The 14,624-nt window shown below is 50.3% G+C and carries 15 protein-coding genes; 8 read left to right on the top strand and 7 right to left on the bottom strand.

Going from position 1 to position 14,624, the window contains the following annotated elements:
- Positions 1-2 precede the first annotated feature (2 nt).
- Positions 3-1,673 (top strand): long-chain fatty acid--CoA ligase, encoded by a 1,671-nt coding sequence (locus ACN0S4_RS11160; protein ID WP_417657753.1) that lies wholly within the window; start codon positions 3-5, stop codon positions 1,671-1,673.
- Positions 1,674-1,675: 2 nt separating this feature from the next.
- Complete coding sequence (locus ACN0S4_RS11155) at positions 1,676-2,845, top strand: E22 family MetX-like putative esterase (RefSeq protein ID WP_417657819.1); 1,170 nt, start codon at positions 1,676-1,678, stop codon at positions 2,843-2,845.
- A 57-nt stretch (positions 2,846-2,902) separates the two neighbouring features.
- Here the strand turns inward: ACN0S4_RS11155 and ACN0S4_RS11150 are convergent, their stop codons facing one another.
- Both ACN0S4_RS11150 and ACN0S4_RS11145 read right to left on the bottom strand, forming a co-directional pair.
- Positions 2,903-4,675 (bottom strand): TIGR03545 family protein, encoded by a 1,773-nt coding sequence (locus tag ACN0S4_RS11150; RefSeq protein WP_417657752.1) that lies wholly within the window; start codon positions 4,673-4,675, stop codon positions 2,903-2,905.
- Between the two features lie 5 nt (positions 4,676-4,680).
- Positions 4,681-5,187, bottom strand: coding sequence for a TIGR03546 family protein (locus ACN0S4_RS11145; RefSeq protein WP_417657751.1), 507 nt, complete (start codon positions 5,185-5,187; stop codon positions 4,681-4,683).
- Positions 5,188-5,345: 158 nt separating this feature from the next.
- On the opposite strand from ACN0S4_RS11145, the gene ACN0S4_RS11140 reads away from it, so the two are divergent.
- Both ACN0S4_RS11140 and ACN0S4_RS11135 read left to right on the top strand, forming a co-directional pair.
- On the top strand, positions 5,346-6,812 hold the full coding sequence (locus tag ACN0S4_RS11140; protein ID WP_417657750.1) for a RimK family protein: 1,467 nt from the start codon (positions 5,346-5,348) through the stop codon (positions 6,810-6,812).
- Positions 6,802-7,293: a GNAT family N-acetyltransferase gene (locus tag ACN0S4_RS11135; RefSeq protein WP_417657749.1), complete on the top strand. Its 492-nt coding sequence runs from the start codon at positions 6,802-6,804 to the stop codon at positions 7,291-7,293. Before ACN0S4_RS11140 ends, ACN0S4_RS11135 begins: the two co-directional genes overlap by 11 nt.
- Here ACN0S4_RS11135 and glpQ read toward each other — a convergent pair.
- The 3 genes from glpQ to rcsF are packed head-to-tail and all read right to left on the bottom strand — an operon-like array spanning position 7,202 to position 9,700.
- On the bottom strand, positions 7,202-8,263 hold the full coding sequence (glpQ, locus tag ACN0S4_RS11130) for a glycerophosphodiester phosphodiesterase (RefSeq protein ID WP_417657748.1): 1,062 nt from the start codon (positions 8,261-8,263) through the stop codon (positions 7,202-7,204). The genes ACN0S4_RS11135 and glpQ overlap by 92 nt on opposite strands.
- The gene (locus ACN0S4_RS11125) at positions 8,256-9,299 is read right to left on the bottom strand and encodes a cysteine synthase A (protein WP_417657747.1); all 1,044 of its coding nucleotides are present in this window, start codon (positions 9,297-9,299) and stop codon (positions 8,256-8,258) included. Before ACN0S4_RS11125 ends, glpQ begins: the two co-directional genes overlap by 8 nt.
- Before the next feature lie 26 nt (positions 9,300-9,325).
- Entirely contained in the window at positions 9,326-9,700 is a 375-nt protein-coding gene (gene rcsF / locus ACN0S4_RS11120; RefSeq protein ID WP_417657746.1) for an Rcs stress response system protein RcsF, read from the bottom strand.
- 259 nt (positions 9,701-9,959) lie between these two features.
- Here rcsF and ACN0S4_RS11115 point away from each other — a divergent pair, with 259 nt between their 5' ends.
- From ACN0S4_RS11115 to cfa, 3 genes are all read left to right on the top strand, one after another.
- The gene (locus ACN0S4_RS11115) at positions 9,960-10,298 is read left to right on the top strand and encodes a P-II family nitrogen regulator (protein ID WP_169931409.1); all 339 of its coding nucleotides are present in this window, start codon (positions 9,960-9,962) and stop codon (positions 10,296-10,298) included.
- Positions 10,299-10,309: 11 nt separating this feature from the next.
- Positions 10,310-11,482 carry an ammonium transporter gene (locus ACN0S4_RS11110; RefSeq protein ID WP_417657745.1) on the top strand — a complete coding sequence of 391 codons (1,173 nt, stop codon included), beginning with the start codon at positions 10,310-10,312 and terminating at the stop codon, positions 11,480-11,482.
- A gap of 80 nt (positions 11,483-11,562) precedes the next feature.
- Positions 11,563-12,708, top strand: coding sequence for a cyclopropane fatty acyl phospholipid synthase (gene cfa / locus ACN0S4_RS11105; protein ID WP_417657744.1), 1,146 nt, complete (start codon positions 11,563-11,565; stop codon positions 12,706-12,708).
- Positions 12,709-12,720: 12 nt separating this feature from the next.
- On the opposite strand, the gene ACN0S4_RS11100 is transcribed toward cfa, so the two are convergent.
- Positions 12,721-13,764, bottom strand: a complete 1,044-nt coding sequence (locus ACN0S4_RS11100) for an AI-2E family transporter (RefSeq protein WP_417657743.1) — start codon at positions 13,762-13,764, stop codon at positions 12,721-12,723.
- A 66-nt stretch (positions 13,765-13,830) separates the two neighbouring features.
- Between ACN0S4_RS11100 and ACN0S4_RS11095 the strand changes: the two genes are divergently transcribed.
- The gene (locus tag ACN0S4_RS11095; protein WP_417657742.1) at positions 13,831-14,328 is read left to right on the top strand and encodes a DUF962 domain-containing protein; all 498 of its coding nucleotides are present in this window, start codon (positions 13,831-13,833) and stop codon (positions 14,326-14,328) included.
- Positions 14,329-14,358: 30 nt separating this feature from the next.
- Here ACN0S4_RS11095 and ACN0S4_RS11090 read toward each other — a convergent pair whose 3' ends face one another.
- Positions 14,359-14,565, bottom strand: coding sequence for a hypothetical protein (locus ACN0S4_RS11090; protein ID WP_417657741.1), 207 nt, complete (start codon positions 14,563-14,565; stop codon positions 14,359-14,361).
- Between the last annotated feature and the right edge of the window lie 59 nt (positions 14,566-14,624).

Below are 14,624 nucleotides of genomic sequence, written 5' to 3'. Positions count from 1 at the left end.
TTATGTTTGAATCAACGACTCAGTCTGTCCCAACCGTACCTGGGGCAATGCAATCGAGCCAATTATTGATTATTGATCTACTCCGTCATGCGGTGCGGCGGCATCCACAACAACAAGTGGTTAGCCGTCGGCTTGAGGGAGATATTCATCGCTACACCTATCAAGACTGTTATGCGCGCACCAATCAACTTGCCCACGCATTACAGGCGCTGGGTGTGCAAGAGGGTGAGCGAGTCGCCACCTTGGCTTGGAATACCTATCGGCATTTGGAACTGTACTATGCCGTCAGTGGTTCCGGTGCCATCATACATACGGTTAATCCGCGGCTCTTCGCCGATCAAATTCAATGGATCATTGAAGATGCGGCAGATACCTGGCTGTTCGTGGACATCGGCTTTGCGGACTTGGTATGTGAGTTTGCCGGTCAGCTCACGACTATCAAAGGTATTGTTTTTCTCTGCGATGAAGAGCACTTGCCAGCACAAGCTGAAAGCCTACCTTTACCTGTTTATTGCTACGAAGCGCTACTGCGCGATCAGCCAGAAACATATGATTGGCCAGCCATTCATGAAGACAGTGGAGCGCTGCTTTGTTATACCTCAGGAACAACTGGCAATCCCAAAGGTGTACTGAGCTCTCATCGAGCCATGGTACTGCACGCTCAAGCCACGGTTAGCAGTGAATTGCTCGACCTCCGCCAAGACACCGTGTTGATGCCAATGGTCGCTATGTATCATGCGGGTGCTTGGGGAGCTCCCTACGCTGCACCGTTGTCTGGCTGCAAACTAGTGTTACCCGGCGCAGGCATGAATGGACCTGCGATGTACGAGCTCATCACTCAAGAACAGGTGACTGTTGGTTTAGGCGTGCCGACTATTTGGCTGACTTTGCACAATTATCTGCGCACTTCGGGCGAAACGATGGAATCACTCGAGCGCGTCTGTGTAGGTGGCGCTGCTTCACCACTCGGATTGGTACAAACTTACGACACACTCTACAACGTCTACTGGCAGCCTATTTGGGGTATGACGGAAACAGGTCCCCTAGCCTGCTCAGCACCGCCTGAACCGAGCTTACTCGAGCGTCCTGCAACAGAACGATATGCCATTCAAACCACAGCTGGACGAGCTTGTTTCGGAGTCGATATGCAAATTGTCGACGCTGATGGGCAAGCCTTGCCGCACGACGGCGTCACCAGCGGAGAATTACGCGTCCGCGGCCCATGGATTGCCAGCAGCTATTACCAACGTGACGATGCCGACACTTTTGCGGACGGTTGGCTCGCCACCGGTGACATCGCAGTGATTGATGCGGATGGCTACATGAAAGTGGTCGATCGCAAAAAAGACGTCATCAAAAGCGGCGGCGAATGGATTAGCTCACTCGAAATTGAAAATATCTGTAGCCAACACCCTGCGGTGAATGAAAGCTGCGTAATTGGTGTCAAACACGAGAAGTGGGATGAACGCCCGCTGTTATTCGTGGTGGCCAATCCACGCATGACGGTTAGCAAAGAGCTGGTCTTGGAATTCCTGCAGGATAAAATTGCTAAATGGTGGATGCCGGATGACGTCATTATTGTCGACGAACTACCGCATACCGGTACTGGCAAACTAATTAAGAATGAACTGCGCAAGCAGTATGCGAATTACCTACTGGAGCAACACTCATGAAAATGCGTATTTATTGGATTGCGGCGGTGCTGTTGTTGAGCATAAATTCAGCTCACGCCGAGCTCATCGTCAAGAAGCAAGCCTTCACCATGGCTGATTATGTGACGGTTGGTGGCGAGACGATTCCGGAAGTGACGGTTGGTTGGGAAGCCTATGGCGAACTCAATGAAGCCAAAGATAACGTGATTCTGATTACCCATTTTTTCTCGGGCAATAGTCACGCGGCGGGCAAATATGCCGAGACTGACCCACTACCAGGCTACTGGGATAGCATTATTGGTCCGGGCAAAGCTATCGATACCAATAAATACTATGTGGTGAGCTCAGATACTCTGGTCAATGCCTTCCCGGGCGACCCGAATGTTATCACTACGGGTCCTAAATCGATCAATCCGGCAACCGGCAAACCTTACGGAATTGATTTCCCAGTGGTCACCATTCGTGACTTTGTAAACGTCCAAAAGGCGTTGCTGGATAGTCTGGGCATTGAGACATTGCATGCGGTCGTTGGTGCTTCGATGGGATCGCTACAAGCTATTGAATGGGCTGCTGCGTATCCAGACTCTGTTGAACGTATGGTGTCGGTGATTGGCACCGGAGCTATGGATGCGTGGACCATCATGGCGCTTGAGCATTGGGCGCGGCCGATTAAAGCGGACCCGAACTGGAACCAAGGTGATTACTACAGCGGTGAAGCACCATTGACTGGCGTCACCAGCACGTTAGCGATGATCACTCAGCAAGCGATGCATCCAACCATCATGAATATGCAAGCGCCAAAGCAAGATGTGTTACCAGCCGCTGGATTGGATAGCGTCATGACCGACCTGCCAGCCGTCAGCTACTTATTTGGTGCAGCAGCAGGTCGCGCACCATTGGCTGATGCGAATCACTTGTTGTACTTGGTTCGCGCTAACCAGCTGTTCGTAGCGGGTCACGATGAAAGTCTGGCCAAAGGCTTGAGCAACATCAAAGCCAAAACTCTATTTTTGCCAGCTACGAATGACTTACTGCTACAGCCCTATCTCGCGAAGCAAACTGTCGCGATTCTCGAAGAGCAAGGCAAAGAGCCGCAGTATGAAGAGATTCAGGGTATCTGGGGACATCTGGATGGTATCTTCAGCATCCCAACGAAAGCTGAGACACTGAAGGCATTTATCGAGAGTGAATAGTAAATAGTGAACAGTTAATTCGAAACAAAAAGAGGGCACATGGTGCCCTCTTTTTATTTAGCCGCCGTTGAGGAGGCCCTTGAGGCGGTCTTTTACTTGGTCTTCAAGTTTGTTTTGGATTTTCGCTTCTAGCAGTTCTTGTAACCGTGCTTCGCGATTTTCAGCGGTTGTGAGTAGACCCACCAACTCGCTCAATTCTTCCTCGTTCTCACCCAGAAAACCACCAGACTGTTCCTGCAGTTTTGCTCGTAAGCTCGCCAATTCTGGCTCGACTTCTTGCAACGCCGCTGATTTTAATGCGCTACCTAATTGACGGTCTAGGTCAGAGCGTAAATTAAACGTTGGCTGAGTCATACTGCCGGCAATGGAGGTCTGAATATCCAAGCGAGTTAAGCTTTGCAGCGCTGAAGCGACCACTTGTGCCCAGCGGTTCTCGGCGTTTGCAGTCACTTGCATATCAGCTAGTCGTATCGTTGCATCGCCATCGAGGGCACTATCGCGGAGCGCAACGGAACCTTCGCTATCCAGCAGCGCAGCAACAATATTGGCGGCAAACTCTGAGCTCTCGCTCAATGCTAAATTGTCGAGCTTCACCCCTTTGAGCTGCCACTGTTGCCGTGCATCAACGCCTTCAGCACCCAACGCCAGCTCACCATTCAGATTAAACGAACTCCACAACTGCGTGTTGTCGGCGCGCGCCCGGAATGTTGTCGGTTGACCCAACTGCTCATGTTGATGGGTAATATTGTTCCACTGCACATCCAGAATGGTCTCGCCAAATGCAAACTCAGTGTCCGCAAGCTTGATGAGAAAGTCAGGTGGTGCATTGGCACCGGTGAACGAAAACCAAACGCCCTCACCGCGCTGAGGTTTGATAGCAGCAGCATCGGCCGAACGCGCTAGCATTGGCGCTAACTGTTCATAAGCCAGCAACATGTAATTGCTCCACACGCGAGCCTGATCACCAAAAAGCAGTGCAGTAATTTCAGTTAACCCAGCACTATTGAGTTGCATCAACTCCTGCACGCGTGCCATATCTTGAGCCGGCGCATCTTTGACCGCCTCAAATTGCGTTTGGAGTTGATCAACAGCGTTGGTAACCGTTTCCTTAAAGCTCAACAGCGCTGCTTTGTCTTTTTCGAACTCTTCCTTCAGTGCCTCGAATTCCTCGCGTTTAGCGACCAATGCTTGTGGCGTTTTGATTTCAGATTCCGTCAGTGCTTTGACCTTGGCCTCGTACTCTTTAATCTTTTCTTCGCTCGGTAGTTGCGAGCGAGCGTCATTCACACGCTCCTTCTGCGTTGCAAAAGCTTGTTGCGCTTCGCTAATCGCTGCCGGAGTTTTGAGCTCCATCCGTTCGAGTATTTTATCCGTACTCGGGACTTCTAAATTTAAAGCAGCTAAGCCCTGCTTCGCCCAACCTTCAACATCTTCTCGATTGGGAGCCTGATAGACCTCACCTTCACTCTCGCGAGGCTGCTGCACACGGATACCGGTGCTCACTACATTCTCAAAATGTAAGCGGCCGAGCAGGAGTTGCTCGACATTCATGGTCCCTTCCACCGCGCCAATCACGACACGATTCATCGTTGGCGTGAGCGGGTCGGTCACTTGAATGCGTTCAATTCGAACGCCCAGCGGCACCCAAGTATGCTCAACACTCTCAATGTTTACTTCGGCACCGTTTAACGTTCCCAGTGACCGTTCGAGCGACCACTTGATAATGGTATCCAGTAACAACCAACTGAAGGCAACTAACAGCCCGACAATAATCAAGAACGCGACGAGCCCTGGCCAGCGAATGGCGCTTTGACGAATATTGGTAGTCATATCAGTTACCCCCGCAAATCTGAGTAGATGGCCCAAAACTTGTTCGCTCGCATCGCTTGTACAAGTCGTAACTTCAAGAACCATCGTTGAATACGTTGTCGGTATTGGGTAACCAAAAAGTAGCTAATAATGGCGAGGAATGGCGCGAAGCAAAGACTCACAATCAAACTACCCATAGTAATAGAGTGATGATATTGCAATACGCGCCACCAAGCTGATTCATACATTGCTTGCCACACCGGTTGCCATGACTCTGCTTGCAATACCGCACTACCAATCGAATGGAACCAAGGATCCAGAAGGTAGGCAATACCCGAACAAATCATCCAACTGACCAAAAAGCCTGATAGATTAATGCGAAACAATAATGCGATAAGCAAAATAGCGAGATTGTGCACTCGGAAAAGTGGGGTGAAGCCCATGATCATCCCGAGCACAAACGCAAACGCGAGTGCCCAAGCGCCAGTTTCAGAATTCAATGCTTTGAGGAAACGAGCAAGCAAAGTCAGCATTCCATTTGACTCCTATTGAGTGACTACTTTCTATGACTTCAAAGAATAGCGTACATTCCGCCAATGAACGAAAAATTTACGTGAAATTAGACTATTATTTGCTTGTGTTTTAGGCTGAATAGCCTTACAAATGCGCCGCACACTCACACGGAGCAACTATGCAAAACTCTGCGCTCATCATTTTGGAAGACATTACCGATTGGCAGCCCTACTATCCGAGCCAATCCATTATCACCGCTAGTGAATTTCTGCAGCAGCAGTCGTCTAAAACACGAACGCAACTGCTGAACCTCTGTGGTGATTTGAGCTATCTGTCGACTGGCTATTATGTCAGTTTGCTCGCTGAGGCACGCGGACAGCGCGTCTTGCCATCGGTATCGACCATCAATGACTTGGCGAACTTTTCGCACTATCAATTGTTACTCGCGAACACCGACAAACAATTGCTCAAGGTGTTGAATAGTTCGGATCAATCGCAGCCGTTGCACATCTTGATTTGCTTTGGGCAGACTGAGAATCCGTTGCTGGCGAATTTTGCCCGACAAATCTTTGACCGTTATCCAACGCCATTGTTGTCGGTTGAGTTTAGTTATCAAGGTCGCTGGTTCATCAGCAAGCTACAAGCAGAGAAGTTGTCAGAACTCAACGACGCCCAGCAAACATTTTTTGGCAACGCACTCGATAGCTTTAGCAAACGTGTGTGGCGCAAAGCGCGGGCGCCGAAGGAATATCGCTATGACCTAGCCATCCTGCACGATCCTGAAGAACCGATTCCGACCAGCGACAAAAAAGCGCTGCAACGCTTTATTAAAGCAGCCAAAGAGGCGGACATTGACGCCGAGCTTATCACGGCAGATGACTACAACCGATTGCTGGAATTTGACGCACTATTCATTCGCGAAACCACGCGAATCAATCACTATACCTATCACTTCGCGAAGAAAGCCGAAGCCAATGGGATGGTGGTCATTGACGCACCGAACTCTATTTTGCAGTGTGCGAATAAAGTGTTCTTGAAAGAGCTACTCGACAAGCATGGTATTCCGACGCCACGCACGGAGTTGTTGTTAAGTCAGCAAGATATCGATTATGAAGCCATAGGCGATCGCCTCGGTTATCCAGTGGTGTTGAAGATTCCAGATGGCTCGTTTTCCATTGGTGTCGAGAAAGCTGAGAACGTCGAAGAGTTTCGTCGTGTCGCCAAAGAACTGTTCGCCAAATCGACGATTTTACTCGCACAAGAGTTTGTGCGTACCGATTATGACTGGCGTATTGGTATCCTGAACAATCGCCCTATCTACGCGTGTAAGTATTTTATGGCACGTAATCATTGGCAGATATACAACCACGGCAGCCCAACCGGCGGCCGCACCAAATCGGGTGGTTTTGAAACCGTGGGTGTGCATCAGGTGCCGAAAGAAGTTGTGAAAACTGCGCTGCAGGCTACTCGCTTAATTGGCGATGGCTTGTATGGTGTGGACATGAAGGTCACCGAAAAAGGCCCAGTAATTATTGAGATCAACGACAACCCGTCGATCGACTCTGGTGTAGAAGACCAATTGCTGGGTGATGAGCTTTATCACATCATCATGCGAGATTTCTTCCGTCGTCTCGATGAAAAGTAATCCGTCTACTTGGGTCATCCAGTCGGCAACACTTGCCGATGTGGATGACCTTGTCGAGCTTGAAGCCCGCTGCTTTGATTACAGCCGCATGGGTCGCCGTAGTTTTCAGCGACTCATTCGCGGTTCTTCAGGACATTTCACCGTTGCGCGCTTGGTTTCAACGCAGGCATTAGTGGGCTATACCCTACTGCTGACCCGCCTCAATAGTCAGGTGTGGCGTCTTTATTCCATTGCCACAGCGCCGGAAGCGCGCGGGACAGGGTTAGGCCGAGCCTTACTCGAAGCGGCAATCACAATGGCACGCGAGCATGGTGCTCGGGCACTGTCGCTGGAAGTTAAGGTCGACAATAAAGGGGCAATCGCGCTCTACGAAAAGCTCGACTTCGCTGTTACTGATCTGCTGCCGGGCTACTACGATGATGGGACGGATGGGTATCGGATGCGATTGTCATGGACGGACGCAAGTCCGGAAAATCACTAAAGAGCCCGTCAACGCCCTCAGCTGCCAGAGTATCTAAGAGCAACTGATAATCAGTGACCCCTTTTGGTAAGGCATCCCGACGCAAGGTATAAACATGTACTTTCAGGTCGGCAGCATGCGCATCTTGAATCAAGTCGGTGAGTTCAATAAGTCCCTCGTCTGTCACGCCTTTCACTACATGGCCTAACCAAACGCCGACACCATCGATGTGCGTTGATAGCGATTCCAGGCCTGCTGCAGTGCGCATCGGCGCATAGTCGGTCGGACTCTCGTTCCAGCTGTTCTCAGCGACTAACTGCACCAGTGGTAGCTCCACGTAAAACTCACGTTGCAGGCGACGCAGATCTTCCGGCTCAAAGCTTTGTAGATATACAGGTGTTGGCGGCACTGGTTCCAGATAGCCGTATTTGTTTAACACTTTAACAACGGCGGCAACCACATCATAGTTATGTTGCCGATGCCAGCGACTCGCCTTGGTTTCAATATAGACACCAATGTTCTTATTGCGGCTCACATTCAAACCACGAATAAGTTCCAACTGCTGTGCCAAACTCATGATGCGATGGCTACTACCAATGTGAGGGAACCGCTGTGGATAAACTCGCTGTTGGGTAGCTGGATCAAAGCGCTCTTTCACCGTTAATTGCTGCAATTCGGCAAAAGTGAAATCCAGCACGTAATAGCTCCCATCCGGGCGTTTTCGATCGGGAAATACAGTAGCAACATTGGTGACCGCATCGAGCTTTAAGTCATGTAGCACGACCGGTACGTGGTCACGACTGAGAACCACATCTTGTTCGATATAGTCGGCGTTCATACCATGCGCAAGCGCGACTGCGGTGGCGGTATGTTCAGGGGCATAACCGGACGCACCACGATGGGCAATCATCAAGGGTTGTAACTGCTGAGCGGCTGCCACTTCCGTCAGCATCATCAGCAGCGTGTAACCAATGAGAACCCATTTAGCCATGGCGATACCAAACCTCAGATTGCTTCTGAGCATAACGTGCGAGTAACGATTCCATTGGCTCTAAGTCCAGACTTAAATCACGCTGCTGCAAATACTCAGGGTTGTACAGTTTACTGGCCGAGCGCTCACCCAAATCACAGGCAAACGTGACAATGGTTTTGCCGGGACCATGCAAGGCTGCTGCACACAAGGCGCCAGCAACGTTCAATGCAGAGCTACTGCCTAAAACTAATCCATCATGGTCGCGGACATAGCGCGAAATGGTCAGTAGATCTTGATCGGGCAAGTTCACAGCGGCATCAATTTGCGCTTGGCGGAAGTTCTCGACCAATCTCATGATTCCGATCCCCTCAGTCATTGAGCCGCCCTTCGACACATACTCACCGGTCTTCAAATAACTATAAATACCAGAACCATCGGGATCGGTAAGCCACACTTGCACATCTGGGTTCTGCTCTTTGAGGTACATCGAGTTACCGGCAATCGTCCCACCAGTACCCGCAACGGAAACCAAAAAATCAATCTTCCCTTGCGTTTGTTCCCATATTTCAGGACCGGTGTTGAGGTAGTGCGCACGCGCGTTGCTGGTATTTTCAAATTGGTTGGCCCACCAACAATCGTCACGGCTTTCAGCTAGCCGACGCGCGGTGTGATAAAAGTGGTTTTCATCTCGAAATGGCACCGGCGGTACTGTTTTCAGCTCCGCACCATGCAACGTAATCATGCGCTCTTTTTCTTTGGTTTGATCGTTCGGCATCACCGCTAACATGTTCAAACCGAAAGAACGTGCTACTAAAGCCAAGCCAATACCAGTATTTCCCGCAGTTCCTTCAACTACGGTCATGCCCGGCTTTAATTCGCCGCGAGCAAAGCCATCTTTGATCATTTGCAATGCGGCACGATCTTTAATCGAACCGCCTGGATTTTGTGATTCAAGTTTGACGTAGATGTCGCAACCTGTCAGTTCAGATAACGACTGCAGTCGGAGCAGATCCGTTTGGCCAATCAGATCAGCGGGACGCTGTGCTACTTGCATGAATGATTCCTTGTTCGGTCGACGTGTTACTGGAGTGGCTGCATTTGATGGGCATCACCGATACACATCCAAGCAGAGCGACAGCCATCAATTGCTACTCCTTCGCATTGTCGCAAAACGAGCACATTCGCGCCACGTTCTGCGGCGGCTAATTTGAGGGCAAGCAAGGCATCTTCTTCGGTTGCCGGTGCTTGCATCAAACCGGTTTGACAGCTTTCCCCTGTTACTTCGCCAAGCGGTGAAAAGCTCACATCATTGCGCGACAATTCATAGGGGCGAACAAAGCTCACTGTATCCAGTTGCGCAAGTTGGGCATCGCTAAAACGCTGAGTTGGCGCCGTCTGACACCCTACTAGCAACATGATTAGAATCAGGTTTGAGGTTATTCGAGTTACGCTCATCACAACGCCTCTTTGGTCAACATCAAGAGTCAAAACATTACGAGTTCCCCCGTCACTTGTCCAGTTTGTTGCTACTCAGGAGGGTTATGCGCCTCATGTTGACGCAAATATAATCAGCGTTGCACCAAAATAGTGCAACTTCCTGTCTATTTCGCCCCTAAAACCCGCTATATATGCAGATCTCAAGTTGGCATCGACTTTGCAACACTCAGGATGCGACAAGCTGTACCTATCTAACAACATCATAAAAGGACATGCCATGCATCTAGTCATAGCCATCATCAAACCAGCCAAGCTCAGCGATGTGCGAGAAGCACTCGCTGCAATTGGCTGCAACGGAATGACCATTACCGAAGTTCGAGGCTTCGGACGTCAGAAGGGTCACACCGAGTTATATCGCGGAGCCGAATACCGAATCGATTTCCTTCCGAAAATTCGCATCGATATTGCGGTCACAGAAGAGCAACTGGAGAGCGTAGTCGAGACCATTCAAGAGTCGAGCCACACGGGTAATACGGGCGACGGGAAAATTTTCGTGATGCCGCTCACTCAAGTCGTTCGCATTCGCACCGGCGAAATCGACGCAGAAGCTATTTAAAGGAGAGCGTTATGACTATTGAATCTATTGCCTACGCGCTGGATACGTTTTATTTACTCATTAGCGCAGCGCTCGTGATGTGGATGGCGGCCGGTTTTAGCATGCTGGAAGCAGGACTAGTGCGCAGCAAAAATACGACCGAGATATTGGTGAAGAATATTTTGTTGTACGCGCTTGCGTGTGTTTGTTATCTGCTGGTTGGCTACGAATGGATGTATGGCCCCGTGAGCACGGAGAGTTACGCACCCGCTGCAAACTTTTTCTTTCAGGTGGTGTTTGTGGCGACCGCCATGTCCATTGTCTCCGGTGCCGTGGCTGAGCGGATGAAATTGACCAGCTTCCTCCTTTTCACGGTGGTCATGACTGCGGTGATTTACCCCATTGAAGGCAGTTGGACTTGGGGCGGCGGTTTCCTCTCCCAAGCAGGCTTCATCGATTTTGCCGGCTCAGGCATTGTCCACATGGCTGGTGCCGCAGCAGCGCTTGCCGGTGTACTCCTTCTCGGCCCACGCCGAGGCAAATATGGGCACAGCGGTCGTATCTACGCCATTCCCGGTGCCAACATGCCCTTAGCAGCACTCGGTACTTTGATATTATGGCTCGGTTGGTTCGGCTTCAATGGCGGCTCGCAACTCGCACTATCTAGCGTGGATAATGCGAACGCAGTTGCCACTATCTTCGTCAATACCAATATGGCGGCCGCTGCCGGAGCTATTGCAGCCTACTTACTCACCTTCTTGATTTGGCGCAAAGCTGATTTGACCATGATTCTGAATGGTGCACTTGCCGGATTGGTTGCCATTACCGCAGAACCCGCGGTACCGACTCACTTGGTCGCGACGTTGATCGGTACTGGTGCTGGTGTGCTGGTCGTTGTCTCGATTATTGCCGTCGACCGTATTCGCATCGATGACCCCGTTGGTGCCATTTCGGTTCATGGTGTATGCGGTATCTATGGTTTGCTGTTGGTCGCAGTCACGCACCCAGAAGCCACCTTAACAGCACAGCTTTATGGCATTGCCGTGATTTTCGGCTGGGTGTTTGCATCGAGTTTCGTCATCTGGTGGCTACTTCGCGTTACCATTGGCATTCGTGTCAGCGCTGAAGCTGAGTATGACGGTGCGGATATCAGCGAATGTGGCGTCGAGGCTTATCCGGAGTTTGTTTCAGCGAAGTCGCGCTAAAGGGCACAGCTCTCCGACACAGGAAATATCATCGATTTCGACTACACTGAGTCGGAAGATGTTCTGTGTCGGAGGGATTCATGAGTAGCTCCAAAGCGTTCATTACCGAACTTTTGGGACAAGCAGATATCGCCATCAATGGCTCTCGTCCATGGGACCTTCAAGTCCATGACGAGTCGATGTTTGCTGATGTGCTTGCGCGCGGAAATCTAGGGTTAGGCGAAAGTTACATGGCAGGCGCCTGGAATTGCGTCCAACTTGATGAACTTTTTTATCGGCTCCTTAAAGCTAAATTACACGAACAAGTTCGCCCATCGCGCTTGCTATGGCACCATCTCAAGAGCCGTCTCTTCAACTTGCAAAGCACAAGCCGAGCGTTTGAAGTCGGACAGCGACATTACGACATCGGCAACCCACTCTACCAAGCCATGCTCGACTCGCGCATGGTCTATACCTGCGGCTACTGGCATCATGCGCACTCACTCGAGCAAGCACAAGAACATAAACTTGAATTGGTTTGTCAGAAGCTTCAGCTACAACCAGGTATGCGTATTCTTGATATCGGCTGTGGCTGGGGATCGTTTATGCAGTATGCCGCCGAGCGTTATGGCGTTGAGTGCGTCGGTATTACTGTGTCAAAGGAACAAGCCGAGCTGGGTCGCCAGCGTTGCCAAGGACTCCCGATTGAGTTTCGTCTGCAAGATTATCGGGAACTAGATGAGTCGTTTGATGCCATTGTGAGTCTGGGCATGTTCGAGCACGTCGGCCAGCGAAACTATCGAACCTACATGCAGGTGGCAAAGCGCTGTTTGGCTCCAAATGGGCTATTCCTGATGCATACCATTGGTCGAAACCGAGCTCAAAAAGGCACTGACCCTTGGATTGCCAAGTATATCTTCCCCAACGGCGAGTTACCCTGCTTGGCGCATATTGACGGGGCTTCACGCGATTTATTTTGCACCGAAGATATTCACAATTTCGGCGCCGATTATGATCCTACATTAATGGCTTGGTATCACAATTTCGCTCAGCATGAAGAGGACATTCGAGCAGATAAAGGCGAAACCTTTGTGCGCATGTGGCGCTATTATTTATTGAGCTGTGCAGGGGCGTTTCGAGCGCGAGACTTACAGGTTTGGCAGTGGGTCTTTAGCCATCATGGTGTCAGTGGCGGCTATCAGCGTCCCGTGCTCAGCAGCGATGCTGCTGATGCACAGGCGCTTTAATATAACGGGGGGTTAGTCGGCGTTAAACTCAGTCATAAAAATTTGCCACGTCGCCATAAAGAGTGCAGCTACCAGCGGACCTATGACAAAGCCATTGATACCGAATAGCGCAATTCCGCCGATGGTTGAAAACAGCACCACATAGTCGGGTAACTTAGTGTCACGCCCCACTAGAATAGGACGTAATACATTATCGGCTAAGCCAATCACCACAGCACCGTAGGCCATCAGAACGGTCGCACTAATCCAATCTCCCGTGGCATAGAGATAGAGACCGACAGGGAACCAGATAATCGCTGCGCCCACCGCTGGGATCAAAGACAAGAACGCCATCACAACGCCCCATAGCAGCGGTCCCGGGATATCGAGGATCCAGAAAATAAATCCACCTAGGGCACCCTGTACCACAGCAACAACTAGGTTTCCTTTCACCGTAGCGCGGGTCACCTCAGCGAACTTCTGGAAGAGTGCCTGCTCACGCTCATCACCGAGTGGCAATGCACGAATCATGAGCTGGACTAACTTAGAGCCATCACGGAGCAAGAAAAATGCCAAATACATCATGAGGGCGAGACTGATCAGAAAGCTAAACGTACTCTGACCAATGGTAAAGGTTTCGCGGGCCAGAAAACGACTGACTTCAAGGGCCGCACTGGCAATACGTTCGCGTAAGCCCTCGGTATCGATGCCGAGTTCAATAAGCGCACGATCGAACAAAGGAAATGCATCACGGAGTTGTGTCAGAATTTGCTTCGGATCAATCTCACCAGAATTCAAGCGCTGATAAAACTGCACCCCCTCTTGCACAAACGCTACCGATAAAAAGATGACCGGAATAACGACAATGGTCATACAAATCATCAAGGTGAGTAGTGCCACCGTATTGGGCTTATCGCCCAGTTTGCGCATCAGCAATGCTTGTAATGGCGCGAAAATAACAGCAACGGCGCAAGCCCAGAAAATAGCGCCCCAAAACGGCTCCAAAATAAACCCAAAAGCAATGGTGACGGCGGCGAGTAAAAGTAAAAATGCGCGGCGTTCCAATTGTTCACGCATAGCTAGCAATCCCTGTACGTTGTGATAATGTTTTTATACTGACAGCTTCATGAAAGGTGAGCAACAATGAAAACAATAACAGACCATCTGGCTGGATACGCCGCGTATCACCGAGATCAACGCAATATCATTACGCACTTAGTTGGCATTCCGCTGATTGTGCTCGGTATCGAAACGCTACTCGCTCGGCCAAGCATTATGATTGCCGACATTGCCCTATCACCAGCCATACTGGTGAGCCTTGTTGCGGCTTTGTTTTACCTCTACCTTGATGTTGCCTTAGGCATTTTGATGACGGTGTTGCTCGGGTTGGCAGTGTGGTTTGGCGCCAGCATTTCCGAACTTGGCACCGCCGCATGGCTAACGGCAGGTATTGGGATGTTTGTAGTGGGCTGGGTGTTTCAGTTTATCGGTCATTATTTCGAAGGCAAGAAACCTGCATTCGTGGACGATATTATGGGATTGGCCATTGGCCCCTTGTTTGTCGTCGCAGAAGTAGTGTTTATGCTGGGCGGAAAAAAACAACTCCACCAAGCTATTGAAGCTCGGTTTCAACAGGAATAGAAAGACATCCCTGTCTTTAATGGATTAGCCCTATGGCTTCATATTGTCAGTTTGAGCGACAATGTGAGTTGGCGGGTTAATCCAGATCACTTCCACGCGTGATGAATTGCTATGCGCAGCGTTTTCCACAAGAGCTACGTAATTTTCATCGACAACGCGTTGTTTCATGCTCGCAGTTGGAGTTTGTGAACACCCCACCACGACTACAGCAGCAAGACAGGCAATGATTAGACGCATGGTAACCTCCTTACGCACTGGTTTGCCTGTCTTTAAGTATAGTTCACCGGTGGAAAAGT

The organism is Pseudidiomarina aestuarii (genome assembly GCF_048263735.1).
In the GTDB taxonomy this organism is placed as follows: domain Bacteria; phylum Pseudomonadota; class Gammaproteobacteria; order Enterobacterales; family Alteromonadaceae; genus Pseudidiomarina; species Pseudidiomarina aestuarii_B.
This window is presented reverse-complemented; position numbering and strand designations above follow the sequence as displayed.

Excerpts from the sequence above, each read along its gene's own strand:
- ACN0S4_RS11135 (WP_417657749.1), top strand. The coding sequence starts at position 6,802 with ATGAAAAGTAATCCGTCTACTTGGGTCATCCAGTCGGCAACACTTGCC.
- ACN0S4_RS11150 (WP_417657752.1), bottom strand. The coding sequence starts at position 4,675 with ATGACTACCAATATTCGTCAAAGCGCCATTCGCTGGCCAGGGCTCGTC.
- ACN0S4_RS11100 (WP_417657743.1), bottom strand. The coding sequence starts at position 13,764 with ATGCGTGAACAATTGGAACGCCGCGCATTTTTACTTTTACTCGCCGCC.
- ACN0S4_RS11115 (WP_169931409.1), top strand. The coding sequence starts at position 9,960 with ATGCATCTAGTCATAGCCATCATCAAACCAGCCAAGCTCAGCGATGTG.
- rcsF (WP_417657746.1), bottom strand. The coding sequence starts at position 9,700 with ATGAGCGTAACTCGAATAACCTCAAACCTGATTCTAATCATGTTGCTA.
- ACN0S4_RS11125 (WP_417657747.1), bottom strand. The coding sequence starts at position 9,299 with ATGCAAGTAGCACAGCGTCCCGCTGATCTGATTGGCCAAACGGATCTG.
- glpQ (WP_417657748.1), bottom strand. The coding sequence starts at position 8,263 with ATGGCTAAATGGGTTCTCATTGGTTACACGCTGCTGATGATGCTGACG.
- ACN0S4_RS11160 (WP_417657753.1), top strand. The coding sequence starts at position 3 with ATGTTTGAATCAACGACTCAGTCTGTCCCAACCGTACCTGGGGCAATG.
- cfa (WP_417657744.1), top strand. The coding sequence starts at position 11,563 with ATGAGTAGCTCCAAAGCGTTCATTACCGAACTTTTGGGACAAGCAGAT.
- ACN0S4_RS11095 (WP_417657742.1), top strand. The coding sequence starts at position 13,831 with ATGAAAACAATAACAGACCATCTGGCTGGATACGCCGCGTATCACCGA.
- ACN0S4_RS11145 (WP_417657751.1), bottom strand. The coding sequence starts at position 5,187 with ATGCTGACTTTGCTTGCTCGTTTCCTCAAAGCATTGAATTCTGAAACT.
- ACN0S4_RS11110 (WP_417657745.1), top strand. The coding sequence starts at position 10,310 with ATGACTATTGAATCTATTGCCTACGCGCTGGATACGTTTTATTTACTC.
- ACN0S4_RS11090 (WP_417657741.1), bottom strand. The coding sequence starts at position 14,565 with ATGCGTCTAATCATTGCCTGTCTTGCTGCTGTAGTCGTGGTGGGGTGT.
- ACN0S4_RS11155 (WP_417657819.1), top strand. The coding sequence starts at position 1,676 with ATGCGTATTTATTGGATTGCGGCGGTGCTGTTGTTGAGCATAAATTCA.
- ACN0S4_RS11140 (WP_417657750.1), top strand. The coding sequence starts at position 5,346 with ATGCAAAACTCTGCGCTCATCATTTTGGAAGACATTACCGATTGGCAG.